The sequence below is a fragment of the Pseudomonas multiresinivorans genome, from assembly GCF_012971725.1.
GTDB classification, from domain to species: Bacteria; Pseudomonadota; Gammaproteobacteria; order Pseudomonadales; family Pseudomonadaceae; genus Pseudomonas; species Pseudomonas multiresinivorans.
This window is the reverse complement of sequence record NZ_CP048833.1, coordinates 2,734,528-2,750,951: the sequence shown is the minus strand read 5'-3', so window position 1 is coordinate 2,750,951 and position 16,424 is coordinate 2,734,528. Positions and strand designations below refer to the sequence as shown.

Sequence of the window (16,424 nt, the reverse complement as noted above, 5' to 3'; positions counted from 1 at the left end):
TCATCCACGCGGAACAGATCCAAGTCAGGGTCTAACGCAGTACCCCCAGCATGATCCACACTCTACGAGCCTCTGGGTCAGCGTGGACTAGCTCGTCCATCAGTGCACTCAACGGCATGCCACCCCACTCCACCGCCCGGCGAATGATGTAGGGCACCGGGCTGTGAGGCTCGGTGCGCGCCAGGTACTCGGCGATGGCAGTGAGCTGCCGGTAGGCTTCTTCGCGGCTCTGCGGAGCGCCGCCGATGGGAAGCGAGCTGGATGATGACAGCGGAGCCGACTCTAGCTCGGAGGGAGTCTCGACTGCGGTGGTGGGTGCGAAATCTTGCGGGGCCATGGCGTTGCATCCCTGGATGACATTGCTGAACGCGTCGATGGACGCGGCGAGTTGATGCAGGCTCGGTGCCGCATCTCCGAGCTGACGGTCACACCAGGCATCCAGACGTCGCAGGTGACCGGCCGCGCCGCCCAGCTGGGCCAGCGTCGCCGCCCAACCATTCACCGCCCCACTGCGGATCGATTCGTTCAGCCGTTTCTGCTCCTGCCGCGCACTCTCCGCCGCCACCTTGTCGACCTTGTTGTCACTGACCTGAACCTGCCGTCGCTGCAACTCCTGCCATCCATGCAAAGTGGTCTGTGGCCAGCCGCTGCACAGCGGCACACGCGTGAGCAGCAGCTCGGTGTAGCGCCGCGCCAACCAGGCAAGCGGCGCCGCGCGCCACTCCTGGTCACCGTCGGTGGCCTGCGGGTGCAGTTGCTCAGGAAACGCATCGCAAAGATCGGCCAGTAGACCCAGGGCCGCGGCGAGGCCAGCTGGGCCATCGGTAACGATCCAGGCCTCCCCCAGGTATCCGGCGATGGTCAGGTCCTTGCTGCTCCGCGCCAGCAGCTCCTCGGCCAGCGCCGCCACCGCCAACCAGTCTGCGCGCTTGGGCTCGGCCTGCCAGACGCCGGCCGGTAGCGCAGTATCTTCTTCGCGGCGTAGCTCGCGCAGGCGATCCATCAGCGGGTCATGGCGCAGCGATTCTCCGCACGGCGAATCACCCGGAAGAGGTTGCAGGAGCGCTTGCAGCGTCTCGTCTGAAATCATGGAAACTCCTGGACGCCGGCAAAGTTCGCCACGCCGATGCCGCTGAAGGGCGTGCGCGGTGCGCGTACGGGCAAGGGCTGGACGGACAGCGGTTGCTTGGCGTCCTGGGTCATCAATGAAATACGCAGGAACATCCGCGCCTCGGGCTCGCGGCTGTTCGGCATGCGAACCGGCACCTGCAACGCAAGCGGGAAGTCGGTGTAGTCGGCGCTGGGCTGGCGCTGCAGGATCAGGTGTGACCGCAGCAGGCGCATCAGCGCCCAGGGGCCGCCATATTCCCAGCCCACTTCCAGATCCGCGACGGCCATGCTCGCCTGTTGCGGGTCGATGTCCGGTCGTTGCGGGCTGTCCTTGGCCCAGCGCAACATCAACTTCATCGGCTCGCCGACGTTCCAGTGCAGGCGCTGGCCGTCACTGCCGGGGAAGGTCAGCGGGCGGTCTGCCGCGTAGAGCGTCCAGGCGATCACCTGGTCGGCGCCACGTTCGGCCTCGCGGTCCGTTCGCCAGCGCACGTCGAGGTCGACGCCCTGCGCCCCGCCTTTGTCGCGCTGGAATAGCGGCCCCATCCAGGCCTTGGCCAATTGCAGGCGCTGGAGGAAATCTGCCGCCGCTACCCGATCGACCGACTGGCTGAGCTTGAGGCCTTCCTGGGCTCGCCCCAGGTTCTGGTCGAGCAGCTCCACCAGATGCTGTACCCGCGCCGGATCAGCGTCCTCCGCCTGCAGGCTGTAGGCGAAGGGGAAGCGGTTGGCCAGATACTGATTGAAGTAGTCAGCGATGGCGGCCCACGCCTGGGCGGCATCCTTCTGCTGCAGTTCCAGGCAGCGTTGCTGTGCCTGGCTGTGAAGCCCGCGGGTAAAGCGCGCCACGTCGCCTTGCCCAGGCACCAGCGCGGAGGTGTTCAGAATCTTGCCGCAGCTGGCGGCGTCCATTTCCACGAAATCGCGCGTCACCAGTTGGTCGAGCAACATCGGCGAGCTGGTCGGGTTCTGCGCCTTGTACTTGATCAGCTCGTCGCTGAGGTCGGCGAAGCGCCGTACCTTATCTGCATCGGCAAAACCGAGATTGCCGCGGTCACGCAGCCAGGTCAGCGCAGGCGCGTGCTCTTCGCTCAAGGCGAGCATGGTCTCGAACTGTTGGGTAAGGCTGCGTTTGAGGTCCTGGGTATCGGTAGAACGGTACAGCTGTAGACCGAAGTTACGCGTGCCGTCCCAGCTGGACACCTCGGAGCGAACCCGGAACAGGGGCAGCGTATCGATGGACTTCAGTACTCCATCGACATCGGCCAGCGCACCACGGGTCAAGTGCATGTCCAGCGCGTTTGCCAGATCACTTCGCTGCAGGGATTCCAAGGCCTCGCGGACCTGCTCGGCGGGCTCGAGGGGAACGTCGAAGGTGTTCTTCGAAGGCACTCCGCTGGAGGGAGCGGACTGCGTCAGGCTGCTCCACATGGCACTTGCCGCCGCGGCATTAGCACTCTCGGCGAGAGCATCGCGATATTCGGCAGGTATCCTCGCCTGCTCCTGCTCGCTGTACTTGCGATAGCTGGTGTAGTACGCCAGAGCAGCGTTCAGCGCATGAGCATCAAGATTGCCCATGCGGCGCGGGTCGCTGTCCTGGGTCTGCTGGCGCAGGGCGGTGCCGGCGAAGTCCTGGCGCAGCAGCGAATCGATGGTGCTGCCCAGCGCCACCACATGCTCCTGCAAAGCCAGGGTACCGCCGGGTTGCAGTTGCAACAGGTTGTCGCGGGAGCCGGCGGCGGATATCCACTGGTCGTGGAAGGCGCGCTGCAGCTTGCTGGCCTGGCTGGTCACCCGGGCTTCCGCCGTGGGGCCGAGCAGGTAGGACTGACGCACGTCGTCGAGCATCGCGCGAAAGCCCGGCACGATCTCCTGGGCATTGCCGTGGCTCCAGGCGGCGTTGGTCAGGACCACCATGTTGCGCAGCGCATCGATCTGCGCGGCGGTCTCTTCCAGTTCCTCGAGGCTGTTGCCCTGTCGTGCCTTGAGTTCGTTCAGGTGCAGGCGTAGGAAGCCGGCCGGGCGCACGAAGTTGTCGGCGAGGAAGAACTGGTCGAGCCAGAGACTCATCAGATCGTCGAAGTTGCGTGCCAACTGGCCCTCGCGGGGCCCAGGATCGATCGGCGCGGGAGCATCGGGAATGCCCTGTCCGAGCACCGACTGCAGGTAACCAGCGTTGCGCAGGGAGCCCGGTTCGAGTGTCAGCCCGTAAGCCTGCTCACCCAGTTTGCCGAGGCTTTCCAACACATTCTTCGAGGTGCCGGCGCGCAGCTCGGTGTACCAGCGGTTGCGCTGTTCAAATGCCAGCACGCCTTGCGCCAAGTCGCGAGCAGCAACGAAGTTCGGCCACTGCTCCGGGCTGTCGCTCTGCACGTTGGCGCGACGTTCGCTGCTGCGGATGGCGCGCAGTCGGGCCAGCTCGGCAGCCTGCGCCTGCTGCAAGGGCATCAGCACTTCGCGGCGGGTCAGGTCGCGCAGCAGTCCATCCATGTGCTCGTCGAAACCGGAGAACCAGGAGCTCGGGTACACCAGCGAGCTGAAGTGCCAGCGCGGTGCAGCCTGCAGCAGCGCCCAGTAGGCCTGCAAGCGTTGCCGGGCGGCCTCTTCCGGCGATACTCCGGCCGCTTCGGCTTCGCCCTGCCCGCGCTGCATGGACAGGATGCGCTGCCCCAGCACCTGCGCCTCGCGGGAATCCACGTGCCAGACCCAGAGCATTCCCAATAGCCAGCAGATGCCGATCACGCCAGCCACCACCCCCAGCACGCGCTGCGAGCGTTGACGCAGGCGCAGGACGCGCGGAACAGCCTGGGCCAACCCGCGCTCGGCGAGCAGGCGCAATTGCCAGAGATGCTGGGTGAACAGCAGTTGTGCGGGTGCCTCCTCCCGCGCCGAGAGCACCCAGTCGTCAGCACTGGGGGCCATGCGGTACGCGCCGCTGAAGTACAGGCCTCGCAGGCGCGGCGCCTCACCCAGCGCATTTCCCTGGAAGACCGGTTCCAGTCTCTGCCGCAAGCCTTCGCGCAGTCTCTCCAGCGCCTGCGGGAAGCGATACAGCTCCTCGCTCAATTGCCCCTTGAGCACGCCCGCTTCGAGTATTGCCGCCTGTAACGCCTGCAATACCTGATCGAAGCCGCGCTCCAGATGCTCACCCTGCCAGGCCGCATCCGCCTGCAGGGGCGAGGCCCAGCCCAGCGGTCGCTCGCGAACCTCGGCAGGCAGGGCCGCGCGCAGTTCGGCGAATCCATCGAGCTCTTCCAGCCCGGTCACCACCACGTACACAGGCAGGCTCAGCCCCAGCCGTTGCAACAGATCGTTGAAGCGCCGACGCAGCTGGATGCTCTCCTGGGCCAGACTGGCCGGGTCCAGCAGACGCTCCGCCGGCACCGCCCAGATCACGCCGTCCAGCGGACGACGCGGACGCATCCGCAGCAGCAGGCCGAGCAGCCGGCGCCAGGGCTGCAGCGCCGAGGGTACACCCTCTTCCGGCATGAACAGGGCCTGCGGTACCGCCAGCAAGGCGCCGTCCTGGTCGGCCCACCAGCGGCCGAACCAGGACGGGCGGTTCACCGGAGCCAGGCTCCAGTCCGCGGCCAGGCGCTCGCCCAGCAGCGGGTCGCCCAGCAGGAGATACCAGGGCACGTCGTAGCGATCGGCGACATCGTGGTCCTGCTCCATCTGCCGTACGGTCAGGTAGAAGGTGCGTACGGCTTCGCCGCCCTTGCTGCGCAGCCAGAGGAACCCCACGGCCACCAGTGCCACCACCAGCAGCAACAGCAGGGCAAGCACCAGCCAGCCGCTCAAGCCACCAGCTCCGGGAAGGCGGCCGCACAGGCCAGGTCGAGCAAGGGCGCCAGTTCACCGCGCACGTCGCTCCACAGCCAGTGACCGATGACGATGAGCAGGAGGACGCCGGCGAAAACCATCAGCGTCAGGCGCAAGCCGTCGGGCAGTGCGCGCCGCAGTGGCAGCCGCAGGGGCGCTGCAGCGGCCGGGCGCGCCAAGGTCTCCAGCAGCGCCGGCACCTCGGCGTCACGCTGCCAGGCATGGGTGAACAGCGCGTGCCGCCACTTCTCATGGAGAGCTTCGCCCTTCGGGCCACGCAACTTGCCGTGGAAGCCCAGCAGCAGGCACTGCAGGTAGACGTTGGCAAGATCACGCGTGCCCGGTGCGCGGGTATCCAGCAGGCGATGAATAGCCTGAGGCACACGCTCCCCGGCGTTACGCGTGCCATACAGGCGGGATTCCAATGGCCGCTCCTGCCACGCCGACTGGCCATTCCAGGGATCGAACAGCAGACTTTCGTCGAGCAGTGCGACGAAGGCGTAGACCATGCCTTTCACCTGTTCGCCGGCGGCATCGCCGACACTGGCATTGGCGCTGCGCCACAGGCGACGCACCACCGCCTGGGCTTCGTCGGCGACCCGCTCGAGGGCCGCACTTTCTTCGCCGGTGGATTCGCGCAGCTCTTCCCAGCGCCTGCGCCACTCCAGCCAGGCGGTCTGGAAAGCACCACTCAAGGGTGCCTCGCCGAACGACGGCGGGTAGATCGCCTGATTCCCTTCAAGCATATTCGCTTCCCTGCCTCAGGCGCCGCTGGCGCCGTCCACGATGAACAGCATGACCTGCCAGGGACTGCCACTCCCGCCGCTACCTGCCGAGGCAGTCCGCAGGCACAGGCGCTGGGCGGGGTCGAACCAGTCACCCTCTGCCTGCACGACGAACAGGTGGGTGTCTTCCCCCACGCTGTAGGCGATCTGTTCGGCACGGCTCATGGGCAGGTGTTCCAGCCCCGACATGCGCTGGCGGCCGAGTATGGCCAGGCTCGCCTCGGAGGCGACGATGCAGCGTGACAGCCACTCGTGGGCCTGCTCCTCGCCGCAACCCGGCGGCATGCGCAGGCCGATGACCAGACGCTGGACCGGCGAACGCAGGTCCGGCAGGGCCAGGGCGAAGTCCTTGCCCGCCCGTTCGAAGGCCAGGCTGCGGTAGCCGGCGCGAACTCGCCCGAGGGTGACTTCGAGCCACTCGATCACCGGGTTGAAGGTTCGCAGCAATTCGTTGAAATCGAAGGTCGGGAACGCCGGGACACCGCCCAGTGGGTCGAGCACGCTCCAGCTGCCGGCCATGCCGCACAGCAGACCATGCAGCTGCGCCGGGCTCGCTGTGCCGCTGTAAAGCGCGGCCTCCAGCTCCGGCAGACGTGCCCAGAGCGCGGCCAGCTGGCGGCGGATTTCCTGGCTGTCCTCGGTGTTCTCTGCCTGCTGCGCCTGGCGCAGGCGGCCGGCGAGAAACACGCATTTCTCCCGCGTATGGGCACACAGCGCCACCAGCACCTGCCCGAGCATCGACGCCGGCGCGATGCGCGGAGTCGGCGCCACGTAAGGCAGGCGGACGAAACCACCGGCGTCCTTGCCGATGCGCAGCAGCGGCAGGCACACCGAGTCGGCGCGCTGCGCCTCGGTCACCAGGCGCAACGCCGGGCGCCAGACAACGATAGGCTCGGGATTCTCGCCGCTGGCCAGGTCCGGCACCGCCGGTCCGCTGGAAGACTGCAGACGGCCCTGAAGCGGCAACACCTGGCCGCCACGGGCGAGCGGGCTGAGTGCGAGATAGAGGGTGATGCTGGCGTCGGGGGCCGCAGCGATGGCAGCCGTAGCGTCGAAAATCAGGGTATCGCCCTGGCCCAGGCTGACCGGTAGGCCATCGGGCAGGATCGCCTCCAGCGCGAGGATACGCACCACGCCGGTGCTCAGGGCGGAAGGGTCCAGCTCCAGGTGCTCGAGTCCCCAGAACCAGGGATTGGCCGCATGGACCAGGCGCGCGGACAGCACTTCGGCGCGCAGTCCCTGGAGCTGGAAGTGCTGGGGAAGCAACTGCATCCCTTCGTGCCAACAAACTGCGTCAGGCAGAACTCTCACGCCACTCCCCCTTCGACGTCCTGGATTGTCATGGGCCCGCCCCGCAAGGCGGTGGTTCAGTGCTCCTCGGCACTCAGCAAGCGCATCTCCCTGCTGTCGAAACGCAGCCATACGTTGGGCTGCTGATCCAGGCGCATACGATGGGCGCCGGGAGTGTTATAGCCGGCAAAGACCAAAAGTCCAGAAGCCGGCTTGCCGGCCAAGGGGAATTCTCTGGCCTCCATGAACTGCCCGGGCACCAGCTCCAGGCTCCACACCGAAAGCTGCTTCTGGTAGTCGCGGCGGTACTGTTCGCGGTCGCTGAACCACTGCTTGGCGCTCATCGCCGACAGCAGCTTGAGCAGGTCCGCATCCTGCACCGCAACGAAGTCCACGGCGATGGGCGAATCGCCATTGGCCTTGCTCGCGACGTCGAGGGTCAGACGGTCGACATCGACCTTCGGACCGAACCAGGAACAGCCTCCGAGAACTGCCAGGAGCACAGCACAGAGGCAGGCTTTCGTCGACTTCATGAAACGTCCTTGTGAAATGTCTGTCAGAGATTATTTTCGGATTTGCGTTTTTAGCAACCTGATCTAGCTTGCTTGGTTAGCTCGTGGACAACGAGCCCAGATGGGATCGCCAAGGACAGGCCTGTATCGCATTTCCCCTTTCCTGTCGTGTGGTCCAGCCAAGGAGCGCGACGACAGCGACCTCGCTGCGGCGTGCCCGTCTCCTACGCAGTGGAGTTCGCCAGCATGGCAGAAAGCACGCAGCACAAACTGGATCGGGTGCGCCCTCCCCGGGTCCAGATCACCTACGACGTGGAAATCGGCAACGCCATCGAGAAGAAGGAGCTGCCGCTGGTCGTGGGCATCCTTGCCGACCTCTCCGGCAAGCCGGTCACTCCCCTGCCCAAGCTCGGCGAGCGCCGCTTCACCGAGATCGACCGTGACAACTTCAACGCCGTGCTCGCGTCCATCGGACCGCGCGTGGCGCTGCAGGTCGACAACACTCTGAGCAACGATGGCAGCCGGCTCAATGTCGAGCTGAACTTCAAGCACATCGACGACTTCGACCCAGTCAGCATCGTCAATCAGGTCGTGCCGCTGCGCCGTCTGTTCGAGGCCCGCCAGCGCCTGCGCGACCTGCTCACCAAGCTCGACGGCAACGATGAGCTGGACCAGCTGCTGCAGGACGTGGTGAGCAACACCGAAGGCCTGCAGGAAATCCGCGCGACTCACCCGGTGACCGCCGATGCCGGCGCCGCCAACGACACCGCCCAGGCCGCCGCCGACGAAGGCGAAGCACCTGCCGAACCGCAAGCCTGATCCCGCCCGCAAGGAGAGCACAGCAATGGCCAAACCCAGCTCCGCCGCGGCGCAAGGCGCCGAAGGCAGCACCCAGACCCTCGACCTGCTCGACCGCATCATCGCCGATGGCCGCATGGCCCACGATGACAGCCAGCAGGAGTATGCCCGCGACATGCTCGCGGAGTTCGCCACCCAGGTCCTCGACGAAGGCATGGCCGTCAGCAAGGACACCGTGGCCATGATCAACGAGCGCATCGGTCGCATCGACGAACTGATCAGCGCCCAGCTCAACCAGATCCTGCACCATCCCGAGCTGCAGCAACTCGAATCCTCCTGGCGTGGCCTGCACCAACTGGTACAGAACAGCGAGACCGGCTCGCGCCTCAAGCTGCGCCTGCTCAACGTCAGCCAGCAGGATCTGCAGAACGACCTGGAAAAGGCCGTCGAGTTCGATCAGAGCGCGCTGTTCAAGAAGATCTACGAAGAGGAGTACGGCACCTTCGGTGGACACCCCTTCAGTCTGCTGGTGGGCGACTACTCCTTCGGCCGCCACCCACAAGACATCGCCCTGCTGGAAAAGCTCTCCAACGTCGCCGCCGCGGCCCACGCACCCTTCATCGCTGCGGCCAGCCCACGCCTGTTCGACATGGGCAGCTTCACCGAGCTGGCGGTTCCGCGTGACCTGAGCAAAGTCTTCGAGAGCCTGGAGCTGATCAAGTGGCGCTCGTTCCGCGAGAGCGAGGATTCGCGCTACGTCTCCCTGGCCCTGCCGCGCTTCCTGGTGCGCCTGCCCTACGGTCCGGAAACCCTACCGGTGGAAGGCATGAACTTCATCGAGGACGTGGACGGCACCGACCACGCCAAGTACCTCTGGGGCAATGCGGCGTGGGTCATGGCCCAACGCATCACCGAAGCCTTCAGCAAGTATGGCTGGTGCGCGGCTATCCGCGGCAGCGAAGGCGGCGGCGCCGTCGAGGGCCTGCCGGCACATACCTTCCGCACGCAGGCGGGTGACCTGTCGCTCAAATGCCCGACCGAGGTGGCGATCACCGACCGCCGCGAGAAGGAGCTCAATGATCTGGGCTTCATCGCCCTGTGCCACAAGAAGAACACCGACCTCGCGGTGTTCTTCGGTGGCCAGTCCACCAACAAGCCGCGCCTGTACAACACCAACGAGGCCAACGCCAACGCGCGGCTCTCGGCGATGTTGCCGTACGTGCTGGCGGCCTCGCGCTTCGCCCACTACCTGAAGGTGATCATGCGCGACAAGGTGGGCAGCTTCATGACCCGCGACAACGTGCAGACCTACCTCAATAACTGGATCGCCGACTACGTGCTGATCAACGACAACGCCCCGCAGGAGATCAAGGCGCAGTACCCGCTGCGCGAGGCGCGCGTGGATGTCAGCGAGGTCGCCGGCAAGCCCGGCGTTTACCGCGCCACCGTGTTCCTGCGGCCGCACTTCCAGCTGGAAGAACTGACCGCCTCGATCCGCCTGGTAGCCAGCCTGCCGCCGCCGGTAGCGGCGTGAGCCAGCGGGGCCGCCCGCGCGGGCGGCCCCTTCGCCTTACATCCTTTTTCTTGCAGCGGAGATATCCACCATGGATGCGATTCTTCTCGACCTCGGCGACGACATCAAAGGTGACAGCCTGCTGTCCGGCTTCGAAAACAAAATCGAGATCATGTCCTACAGCCACAACGTGGCCATGCAGGTGACCAACGACGTGAGCAACTCGGAGCGCACCTCCGGCAAGCCGCATATCGGCGAATTCACCCTGACCAAGTTCGTCGACACCTCGACCCCGACGCTTAACGAATACTGCTGCTCCGGCAAGGCCATCCCCACCGCCACCTTGACCATCGGCCGCAACGCCGCCGAAGGCGACGGCAAGATTATGCCGTTCATCACCTACACCCTGAGCAACGTCGTGCTGTCGAACGTCAGCGTCAGCGGAGGTGCCGGTGGCAAACCGGTGGAAACGATGTCGCTGAACTTCACCAAGATCAAATGGGAGCTCACGGCGCAAAAGGACGACGGCAGCAAGGAAGGCACCGCCGCCTCGACCTGGGACATGGCCGCCAACAAGCTGGCCAGTTAAGGAAGCCGGGCCTTGCACGGCATCGCGCGGCCACCGCTGCTGGACCGTCTCTCCGAAGCCGGGGAGGCGGAACCGGCACTCGACCAGCGAGCCCTCGCGGCCTCGGTCGCGCAGGAGCTGTCGCGTCTGCTCAACAGCCGCAGTCCCGCGGGCAACGGTGTTGGCATTCTGGCTTACGGCATTGCTGACTGGACGGCCCTGCAGGCCCGACGCGAAGCCGACCGTCTGCACCTGGCCCGTGAAATCCGCCGTGCGGTGACCAGCTTCGAACCACGCCTGGGGCTGAGCGAAGTCGTGGTCGACGCCGATCCTCAGCACCCGCAGCGCCTGCGCGTACGCCTGCTCGGCAACCTGCGCCAGGACACTGGCCGAGCGCCCCTTCTGTTCGAACTCATTCCCGTTGGCGGAACACTGGAAGTACGCCATGAGCGACTCGATTGATGCCGAACTGCTGGATTACTACCAGCGCGAACTGACCTGGCTGCGCCACGCCGGCGCCGGTTTTGCGGCGCGCTATCCCAAGGTGGCGCGCCGCCTGGAACTGGGCCCCGGAGAGTGCGGCGACCCCCACGTCGAACGCCTGCTGGAAGGCTTCGCCCTGCTTGCCGCACGCCTGCAACGACGCCTGGACGACGACTACGCGCAGTTCAGCGACGCACTGCTGGAACAACTCTATCCCCTCGCCCTGCGCCCCCTACCCTCCTGCGCCGTGGTGCGCTTCGAGCCGGACCCGACCAAGGGCAAGCTGAGTGCCGGATTCCACCTGCCGCGCGGAACACCGCTGTTCGTCAGCGTACCGGGCCAGGATCGCATCGAACTGCCCGAGGAGCTGCGCGGCCAGACCTTGCACTGGCGCACCACCGACGAAGTCACCCTTTGGCCATTGCGCATCGAGGAAGTCGTGCTGCTCGGCGCCGAGGAAGCCCAGGCCGCCACTGGCAGCGCCGGCGTGCGCGGGGCCCTGCGCCTGGACCTGCGCTGCCTCGACAAGGACGGTTGGGCCGCGCTGGACATCGACACCCTGCGCATTCACCTGACCGCCAACCCCGTCGCCAAGGCCGCCCTCTACGACCTGCTCGGCGCCCACGCCTGCGGCCTCATCGCCGAGGCCGAGGGCGCCGAACCACAACGCCTCTCCGGCCTGCCGCAAAGGGTCGGTTTCGCCGCCGAGCAGGCCCTGCTGCCGGAAGATGAGCGCGTGCATCCCGGCTTGCGCCTGCTCGCCGAGTACTTCGCCTTCCCCGACAAGTTCGCCTTCTTCGACCTGCCGCTCCAAGGGTTACGGGCCAGCGGCGAGAAACTCTATCTCTATGTTCTCTTCAACCGCCCCGCGCCCGCCCGCCTGACCCTGCAGGCCAGCGACCTGGCGCTGGGATGCGTACCGGCGATCAACCTGTTCCCGCGTACCTCCGAGCCACTGCGGCCGGACGGCACGCGCAGCGAGTACCGCCTGATCGCCGACGCCCACCGCGAGAACTCGGTGGAAATCCACAGCATCCGCTCCCTGCGTGCCAGCACCCCGCTGGGCGTGGTCGAGGTCGCGCCCTATCACGGCACCCAGCACCGTCCCGGCGCATTCGGCCTCTACTGGCACGCGCGCCGGGTCGAAGGCATGACGCCCAACCGGCGAGGCAGCGACCTGTTGCTGACCCTGGTAGACGCCGGCCTGCAACCCCTCGAAGAAACGCCCCAGTACAGCCTCAGCGCAGAGCTGCTATGCACCAATCGCAGCCTGGCCGAGTACCTGCCAGCCGGCACCGAGCTGGCCTTCGAGCGCCCCGGCCCGGTGGCCCGCGCCTGCCTGCTGCGCGCTCCGAGCCGGCAATGCCAGCCGGCTCTGGATGGCCCCTCGCGCTGGCAACTGGTCTCGCAGCTCACGCTCAACCACCTGTCGCTGGTGGAGGGCCCGCAGGCCCTCGATGCCCTGCGGGAAATCCTCACGCTGCACGACTTCAGCGAAGACAAGCTGGCCGCCCGGCAGATCGAGGGGCTGGCCCGACTGGACTGCACCCGCGTGGTCGACCATGTCGGCAGTGATGCCTGGCGCGGTTGGCGTAATGGCCTGGAGGTTCGCGTGCATCTTGAACGCCAGGCCTTCGTAGGCGCCAGCGCAGTGCTGTTCGGCGCCGTGCTCGCGCAGTTTTTCTCGCTCTACGCCAATGCCAACCGCTTCGTGCGTACGGTGCTGGTGCAATCGGATCAGGAGATTTGCCGATGGCAGCCCCAGGCCGGCCAGCCCATCACTCTCTGAGCCGGCGCCTGCGCGCTGAGCCGCACCGCTTCGAGTGGCTGCAGGCGCTGTTGCTGCTCGAACACGAGCAGCCCCAGGCCACGCCGCTGGGTCACGGCAGCCGCCCGGACGCCGAAGCGCTGCGCCTGCGGGGCCCACTGACGCCGGTGTTCGCCCCCAGCCAGATCGACGCCCTGGATGACGAGGATGGCCGGCCGCTGCTTAGCACCTCCATCTTCGGCCTCGGCGGTGCCGACGGCGCCCTGCCCTACGCCTACCAGGAATGGCTGCAGCAACGCGCCCGGCAGAAGGACCACGCCCCCGCGGAATTCCTCGACCTGTTCCAACACCGCTTGCTCAGCCTGCTCTACCGGGTATTGCGCAAACACCGGCTGGCCGTAGGTTTCCAGACTCCTGCCGCCGCTCCCCTGCGCCGCCCTTTGCGGGCCCTGGTGGGCTTGCTGCCAGCGGGCCTGCATGAGCGCGGCGCGCTGCCCGACGCCAGCGTGCTCGCCCGCAGCGCGCACTTCTCGGGTAATCGCCGTTCGTTGGTCGGATTCGCCGCCATGCTCCGCGAACAGTTCGGACTCCCCGCCGAGTGCGAGGCCTACGCCGGCGCCTGGCGCGAGATTCCGCCGGCACGGCGCAGCGTGCTGCAACGCGGCGGCACCAACCTCGGGCTTGGCCGCGACGCCATCGCCGGCACCCGCGTGTGGGACGAACACGCCGGCTTCCACCTGCGCCTCGGCCCGCTGGACGAAGCCACCGCGCGGCACTTCTTCCCGGACGGCATCGCCTACCCCCTGCTGGCCCACCTCTGCGCGCTGTACTTCGGTCCCGACCTGGACTGCCGCCTGCATCTGCTGGTGCGCGCCAGCGGACCGCTGGCCCTGGGACATGGCAATGGCCCGCGACTGAACTGGAACACCGGCCTGCGCCGCAGCGGCGGCGCCATACAACCCATCGACCTGACCCTGCGCCACGCGGAGATGCCCTGATGGACCTCGCCAGCCTGATCGGCCGCCTCAACCCCGAATCCCGCCGCGCCCTGGAGCGCGCCGCGCAGCGCTGTCTGCAACGCACCCACCACTACGTCGAGATCGAGCACCTGTTGCTGGAGCTGCTTGACATCGACGGCGGCGACCTCGCCCGTCTGCTTCCGCGCTTCGGCCTTGAGCGCGACCAGCTGGTCGGCGAGATCAACACCGCGCTGGAGCTGTTCCGCATCGGCAGCACGCGCACCCCGGCGCTCTCGCCGCAGACCATCGGCCTGCTGGAAGACGCAGTGGTACAAGCCAGCGTGCTCGGCCAGCCGGCGATCCGTTCCGGGCTGCTCCTGCTCGCCCTGCTCGACCGCGAGGAACGCCGCGCCCTGCTGCTCAACAGCGCCTCGTCACTGCTGCGTATTCCCCACGAGACGCTGCGGGAGAAACTCCTGGAGTGGACGGAAGGCTCCCGCGAACAGCCCGCCGGTGCCCGCGCCCCGGACAAGGCAAAACCCGCCAGTGCAGCGGCCCTGGACAGTGTGCTCGACCAGTACACCCAGGACCTCACCGCCGACGCCCACGCCGGGCGCATCGACCCCATAGTCGGGCGCGACGGGGAGATACGCCAATGCGTGGACATCCTCCTGCGCCGCCGGCAGAACAACCCGATCCTGGTAGGCGCCCCCGGAGTTGGCAAGACCGCCGTGGTGGAAGGCCTGGCCCTGCGCATCGCCGCCGGAGAAGTGCCGCCTCCGCTACAAGGCGTGATCCTGCGCGTGCTTGATCTGGGCCTGTTGCAGGCCGGCGCCGGAGTCAAGGGCGAGTTCGAACAGCGCCTGAAAGGCGTGATCGACGCAGTGCGCAGCAGCGAACAGCCGATCATCCTGTTCATCGACGAAGCCCACACCCTGATCGGCGCCGGCGGCGCGGAAGGCGGCAGCGACGCCGCCAACCTGCTCAAGCCGGCCCTGGCCCGTGGCGAGCTGCGCACCCTGGCCGCCACCACCTGGCTGGAATACAAGAAGTACTTCGAGAAGGACCCCGCGTTGGCCCGGCGCTTCCAGCTGGTGCAGGTCGAGGAACCCGACGAGGCCACCGCCGTGGACATGCTGCGAGGCGTCGCCGCCAAGCTCGAACAGCACCACGGCGTGCAGGTACTGGACGTGGCCATTCAGGACGCGGTGAAGCTCTCGCACCGCTACATCTCCGGCCGCCAGTTGCCGGACAAGGCCATCAGCGTGTTGGACACCGCTTGCGCCCGCGTCGCTCTGGCCCAGCATGACGTACCGCCGGCCCTGGAAAACCTGCGCCACCGCGAACTGGCGGTGGAGGAAGAGCTGCAACGCCTGCGCCGCGAACAAGCTACCGGCCTGGACCACAGCGCGCGCATCACCGGCCTGGAGCAGGAATCGGTGGGCAACCTGTCATCCATCCGCGCCCTGGAAAAACGCTGGGGCGAAGAACGCGAGGCGGTACGCGAACTGCTGCGATCGCGTCATGAACTGCTGACCCTGAGCGAGAGCGCCGACGCCGCCAAGCCCGACGAAGAACTCGACGGCCGCATTGATCACCTGGCCGCCGAACTGGCACGCCTGGAAGCCGGCCTCGACGCTATTCGCGAAGACGATCCGCTGGTGCCCGAACAGGTCGACTCGAAGACCGTGGCCGCGGTGATTGCCGGCTGGACCGGCATCCCGGTGGGCAAGATGCTCGCCGACGAAGCCCACGCCATCCGCACCCTGGCCCAGCGCATGGGCCAGCGGGTGATGGGCCAGGAAGCCGCGCTGGGCACCATCGCCCAGCGCATCCAGGCCTACCGCGCCGGGCTCACCGACCCGGCCAAGCCGGTCGGCGTGTTCCTCCTGCTCGGCCCCACCGGCGTGGGCAAGACAGAGACCGCCTACGCCCTGGCCGACGCCCTCTACGGCGGCGAGCGCAACCTCATCAGCATCAACCTTTCCGAGTACCAGGAAGCCCACACCGTCAGCCAGCTCAAGGGCGCCCCGCCCGGCTACGTCGGCTACGGCACCGGCGGCGTACTTACCGAAGCCGTCCGCCGCCGCCCCTACTCGGTGGTGCTGCTGGATGAAATCGAAAAGGCCCACCCGGATGTACTGGAAGCCTTCTACAACGTCTTCGACAAGGGCGTGATGGAAGACGGCACCGGCCTGGTGGTGGACTTCAAGAACACCGTGATCCTCGCCACCAGCAACGTCGGCGCCGAACTGCTGCTGGACACCCCACCCGAACAGATCGCTACGCCCGTCTTCGACGAGCGACTGCGCAAGGTGCTGCTGCAAGCCTTCCGTGCCGCCTTCCTGGCGCGCATGACGGTGGTGCCCTACCGCCCGCTGGAGGAAGCGACGCTGGAAGGCATCGTGATCGCCAAGCTGGAGAAACTGCGCGAGCGCTACAAGGCGGCAACCGGCAAGCAGTTCGATTTCGACCAGGCAATCGTCAAGGCAGTGCTCGCCAAGTGCAGCTCGGCGGGGGCAAGGGATATCGAGAATGTGTTGATGGCAGAAGTGACGGGGAAGTTGGCGGAGTGGGTGCTGGAGTGACAGTCAATGCACTTGTGCAACTGCGGACAACAATGAACCGTGTCCGGTTGGCACACAGGATGAAAAATGATCAGGAGAGAGCATGCCCACTTACAAATACCAGTGCCTAGGATGCTTCAAGACCTATATAGGACCGGAACTGCTAAGCCCCATCATGTGCAACTGCACCCCTCCAAAAAAAATGCATGGCGTTCGCCAGCAGTCCCCGCTTTCCGCAGAGCTTATAAA

At 66.7% G+C, this 16,424-nt stretch carries 12 protein-coding genes; 7 read left to right on the top strand and 5 right to left on the bottom strand.

The window, feature by feature from the left end:
* Positions 1–31: 31 nt before the first annotated feature.
* The 5 genes from tssA to G4G71_RS12700 are packed head-to-tail and all read right to left on the bottom strand — an operon-like array spanning position 32 to position 7,540.
* Positions 32–1,090, bottom strand: a complete 1,059-nt coding sequence (gene tssA / locus G4G71_RS12720; RefSeq protein ID WP_169938053.1) for a type VI secretion system protein TssA — start codon at positions 1,088–1,090, stop codon at positions 32–34.
* On the bottom strand, positions 1,087–4,911 hold the full coding sequence (locus G4G71_RS12715; protein ID WP_169938050.1) for a type VI secretion protein IcmF/TssM N-terminal domain-containing protein: 3,825 nt from the start codon (positions 4,909–4,911) through the stop codon (positions 1,087–1,089). The genes tssA and G4G71_RS12715 overlap by 4 nt, the downstream gene beginning before the upstream one ends.
* Complete coding sequence (locus G4G71_RS12710) at positions 4,908–5,678, bottom strand: DotU family type IV/VI secretion system protein (protein ID WP_169938048.1); 771 nt, start codon at positions 5,676–5,678, stop codon at positions 4,908–4,910. The genes G4G71_RS12715 and G4G71_RS12710 overlap by 4 nt, the downstream gene beginning before the upstream one ends.
* 15 nt (positions 5,679–5,693) lie before the next feature.
* Positions 5,694–7,028: a type VI secretion system baseplate subunit TssK gene (gene tssK / locus G4G71_RS12705; RefSeq protein ID WP_169938046.1), complete on the bottom strand. Its 1,335-nt coding sequence runs from the start codon at positions 7,026–7,028 to the stop codon at positions 5,694–5,696.
* 56 nt (positions 7,029–7,084) lie between these two features.
* Positions 7,085–7,540, bottom strand: a complete 456-nt coding sequence (locus G4G71_RS12700) for a type VI secretion protein (RefSeq protein ID WP_169938044.1) — start codon at positions 7,538–7,540, stop codon at positions 7,085–7,087.
* Between the two features lie 225 nt (positions 7,541–7,765).
* Between G4G71_RS12700 and tssB the strand changes: the two genes are divergently transcribed.
* From tssB to tssH, 7 genes are all read left to right on the top strand, one after another.
* A complete protein-coding gene (gene tssB, locus G4G71_RS12695; RefSeq protein WP_169938042.1) occupies positions 7,766–8,338 on the top strand; it encodes a type VI secretion system contractile sheath small subunit in 573 nt (190 codons plus the stop codon).
* A gap of 25 nt (positions 8,339–8,363) precedes the next feature.
* Positions 8,364–9,851 carry a type VI secretion system contractile sheath large subunit gene (tssC, locus tag G4G71_RS12690; protein WP_169938040.1) on the top strand — a complete coding sequence of 496 codons (1,488 nt, stop codon included), beginning with the start codon at positions 8,364–8,366 and terminating at the stop codon, positions 9,849–9,851.
* 70 nt (positions 9,852–9,921) lie between these two features.
* Positions 9,922–10,419: an Hcp family type VI secretion system effector gene (locus tag G4G71_RS12685; protein WP_169938038.1), complete on the top strand. Its 498-nt coding sequence runs from the start codon at positions 9,922–9,924 to the stop codon at positions 10,417–10,419.
* A 12-nt stretch (positions 10,420–10,431) separates the two neighbouring features.
* Positions 10,432–10,860 (top strand): type VI secretion system baseplate subunit TssE, encoded by a 429-nt coding sequence (tssE, locus tag G4G71_RS12680; protein WP_169938036.1) that lies wholly within the window; start codon positions 10,432–10,434, stop codon positions 10,858–10,860.
* Positions 10,844–12,670: a type VI secretion system baseplate subunit TssF gene (gene tssF, locus G4G71_RS12675; protein WP_169938033.1), complete on the top strand. Its 1,827-nt coding sequence runs from the start codon at positions 10,844–10,846 to the stop codon at positions 12,668–12,670. Before tssE ends, tssF begins: the two co-directional genes overlap by 17 nt.
* The gene (gene tssG, locus G4G71_RS12670; protein ID WP_169938031.1) at positions 12,634–13,647 is read left to right on the top strand and encodes a type VI secretion system baseplate subunit TssG; all 1,014 of its coding nucleotides are present in this window, start codon (positions 12,634–12,636) and stop codon (positions 13,645–13,647) included. The genes tssF and tssG overlap by 37 nt, the downstream gene beginning before the upstream one ends.
* Positions 13,647–16,196, top strand: a complete 2,550-nt coding sequence (gene tssH, locus G4G71_RS12665; protein ID WP_169938029.1) for a type VI secretion system ATPase TssH — start codon at positions 13,647–13,649, stop codon at positions 16,194–16,196. The genes tssG and tssH overlap by 1 nt, the downstream gene beginning before the upstream one ends.
* Positions 16,197–16,424 lie beyond the last annotated feature (228 nt).